A 3,015-nucleotide genomic window follows, 5' to 3' on the forward strand; every position below is an offset into this window, starting at 1 on the left:
CAAACCTTCAATCCGCGTGCTTCGCTTGGGAACAAGTACAGGATCAAATTCACCTGAGCGATCACGAGGCACATCAATTTCCAATAGGCCATCTTCTGTTATTACGCTTTTTCGTGCCGTGCCGTTACGTGCATTAGCAGAATCGCTACGTTCATGCCTGTCATAACCAAGATGCGCCTTTAGTTCACCTTGTAAAGCACGTTCAACCAGACCTTTGGTTAATTGCTTCAATACGCCATCTGATTTAAATAGATTGGATAAATCAGCACCTGATTCGACAATGAGATCAAGCGCTTGATCTAATGCTTTGTTTTGTTCTTTGTTTTTCATCTTTCGTCCTTAGATTATACGTTTTAACCATTATAACCTATGAAAGAATTTACACAGTTATTTCAATACTCCCAAGAAAAAGTGTCCCAAAAAGTCATTAGTATCTACACAAATATGTCCTCCATCGCATTTTGGAACTGTTGTATCTTTTGAATTCCAAAACTCTGGATACAAGAACTCATAGAAAAGAATATCCACAGCCCACTTAGAATGGCATTGTGAGTGTAGGTTTTTCCCCTCTTTAACTGTTTGCCACTTAACCTAACCAGAAAATCTCTAAACGCTTTAGTTTCTTCACTATCATTTAGTGCAATACGCCAGCTAAAAACGCATGCCATACATACCACTAACAAGCGTTTCAAAATGCTTAACGCATTATTTTGTTGCCAATGCTCCAGCTCATATCCGCCTTTTTTCATTAGTTTAAAAAAACTTTCAATGCGCCAACGCCAATAATACCAATTGCAAATGGTTTGAGCTTTTTCATTGGTTACATTCGTTAATAGTAGCCATTGAGCTAAAAGAGCATTATCTGTACTCATCACTCTACAAACAACTAATCTAACCTGTATTGCCTTGCCTGGGATGCTCTTTTGATAACCATTCTTCTGACTAGGTTGTGCCGGCCTTGATATGGTTACTATAGTTTCAGCAACTGTGCGAACTTGTTTTGTACCTTTGTACTCAACTTTATCCAAAGCTTTATAAGATAACTCATCTGCTATTACTGATAATTTCTTTGAAATCCCTTCATGATCCACATAGTTCGTTTTACGTGCCCTGATTAGCCAATTACTGTCTTCATGAATTTGCCTTATATGCCCTATTGAATCCGCTTCTCGATCAACTATATGAACTAAAGGCTTGTCAAAACACTGCTGCTCGGAATGCTCAATTGCTTTGCAAAGCTCATCAAGGTTGTTTCGTATTTCTTGTGGCTCATCAGTTGCATAGTAAGTAGCATAACTGCCTTCGGAGTTAACAACCCTCTGTGCAACTGGTGTAATAGGCTCCCCATCAACATCACTAATAACTAAACTTGTTTGCAAGCTATAACCAACATCATGCGCATGCGTCATTTTATAGGTGTCCTGCTTTGATTTATGGGTTACATATTTAAGTCTTGACCAATCGTGGATGCACAAAGCATATTTCTGGCATGCGTTAACAACTCCAGATAATGCAGCTGCTCTTAAGGGAGCCATCAATTTTTCAAGCGTAATTTTATCGTTTTTATAAAATCGCCAAGCGGCCTGTGTGCTTGCAAAACTTTTATTTATAGTAAGCATTGCTTTATGACCACTGCTTGTACTTTTGTTTATATTGATACTTTCTTTCACCATTTGCTTATAGCGTTTATTTAGGCGCGGATCAACATCATCTATTCCCTGCATAATATTATATTAGTATCCATTAATCTTATAGAATAAAAATACAGCCGATAGAGAATTTAAGCAAGCTGCTCATACAACTTGTGTAGATACTAATGCCCAAAAAGTGCGGGTAGGTCAGATATTTTCACAGACTGGTTTACTCTGCAAAGACGATCCAGAAGTACTCAGACAATTACTTAAAATGATTATCCATAAACAGGTCAACAATAGGCCAGGACGCAAAGAGCCTCGGTGCAGAAAACGCAGAACAAAGGCATATCCCCCACTAAAAAAAGCTCGAGGTTTATACAAAAATGCGGCTTAACTTAGTGCCATTAGGCTTTGAGGCTACTGGCTATTATCACAGAGCAGTTGCTTATTACCTAGTGCAAAAAGGCTTTACGGTGAAGCTGATCTCTTCTATCGCTACAGAAAGAACCAGAGAGTCACAGTATAATTCTAAAGATAAAAATGATAAGAGGGATACTCAAGTAATGATGTACTTACTCAAGTCTGATATTACGCAAACTTATCATGACCCAATGGCGCATAATACGATTGAGATGCAAGAATTATCAAATACATACCGCAATATATCGCTCAGAAAAACCAAATTACAACATAGCATTATCAATCATTACCTGGTTTTATATTTTCCGGAAGCTGAGCAATATTTCTGCTCAACGAGAGCTATGTGGTTCGCAAAATTCTTTCATGAATTTCCCTGCCCTAAGGCTATCACGCAATATACGTTAGAAGAGTTCATAGCAAAAGCTTATAAGCTTGCAGGCAGGAAAGTTGATAAGCTAAATTGGCTTAAATGCGAATCAAGGTTTAAATTATACGCAGTATTTTTGCACCAACAATTCAAATGCTGCACACAACCTTCCAAACACATGAACCAACAATCCTTTTGTAGATCTGACTTTGCTTGCTATTTCTATGCCTGTTTTTTCCTGAATCCAATTGTTCATTGATTCCACTGGTTGTCTAATCTTAGATACCGCCATTGAGTACAGCTGATCCGCTGCATCTAAGTATTCTTGCCCTTTTCCTTTTTTAACGGGAGTATATGTGTTGGTTTCCTGATTTGCTGGATACATACATTGAGCACCTCTAATTTTTATTTTCAAACTTTTTCCAAATGATAAATTTCCTGCACCTCAGTGTAGAAGAATTCTAAGATTTTCCTTTTGATATCTGTAATACCGGTAATTTGCTGTAGTATTTGACCTTTGACAGCAATATAAACGACATGTACCCCTTCTAACATTTGAAATACCCACCTCATCGTCGGATTCGTGACAGGCTC

General features: G+C 37.9%; 4 protein-coding genes and 1 pseudogene. 1 reads left to right on the top strand and 4 read right to left on the bottom strand.

What is annotated here, in order from left to right; all coding sequences use genetic code 11:
• Together DNK84_RS11770 and DNK84_RS11775 are read right to left on the bottom strand one after the other, a co-directional pair.
• Positions 1-330 (bottom strand): transposase (locus DNK84_RS11770; protein WP_208123235.1); only part of this gene is annotated, 330 nt, incomplete at its 3' end.
• 104 nt (positions 331-434) lie between these two features.
• On the bottom strand, positions 435-1,724 hold the full coding sequence (locus DNK84_RS11775; protein WP_119344691.1) for a flagellar biosynthesis protein FlhF: 1,290 nt from the start codon (positions 1,722-1,724) through the stop codon (positions 435-437).
• Positions 1,725-2,017: 293 nt separating this feature from the next.
• Here DNK84_RS11775 and DNK84_RS15100 point away from each other — a divergent pair.
• Positions 2,018-2,350 (top strand): annotated as a pseudogene (locus tag DNK84_RS15100) (IS110 family transposase); the annotation flags it as partial.
• Between the two features lie 192 nt (positions 2,351-2,542).
• Here the strand turns inward: DNK84_RS15100 and DNK84_RS14840 are convergent.
• Both DNK84_RS14840 and DNK84_RS14440 read right to left on the bottom strand, forming a co-directional pair.
• On the bottom strand, positions 2,543-2,806 hold the full coding sequence (locus tag DNK84_RS14840; protein ID WP_119344694.1) for a transposase: 264 nt from the start codon (positions 2,804-2,806) through the stop codon (positions 2,543-2,545).
• 26 nt (positions 2,807-2,832) lie between these two features.
• The coding region (locus tag DNK84_RS14440) for a hypothetical protein (RefSeq protein ID WP_208123322.1) at positions 2,833-3,015 on the bottom strand (183 nt) is incomplete at its 5' end.

This window comes from Facilibium subflavum (genome assembly GCF_003574485.1).
GTDB classification, from domain to species: Bacteria; Pseudomonadota; Gammaproteobacteria; order Francisellales; family Francisellaceae; genus Facilibium; species Facilibium subflavum.

Bases quoted from the DNA above. Each gene is read 5' to 3' on its own strand.
- DNK84_RS11775 (WP_119344691.1), bottom strand. From the start codon at position 1,724: ATGCAGGGAATAGATGATGTTGATCCGCGCCTAAATAAACGCTATAAG.
- DNK84_RS14840 (WP_119344694.1), bottom strand. From the start codon at position 2,806: ATGTATCCAGCAAATCAGGAAACCAACACATATACTCCCGTTAAAAAA.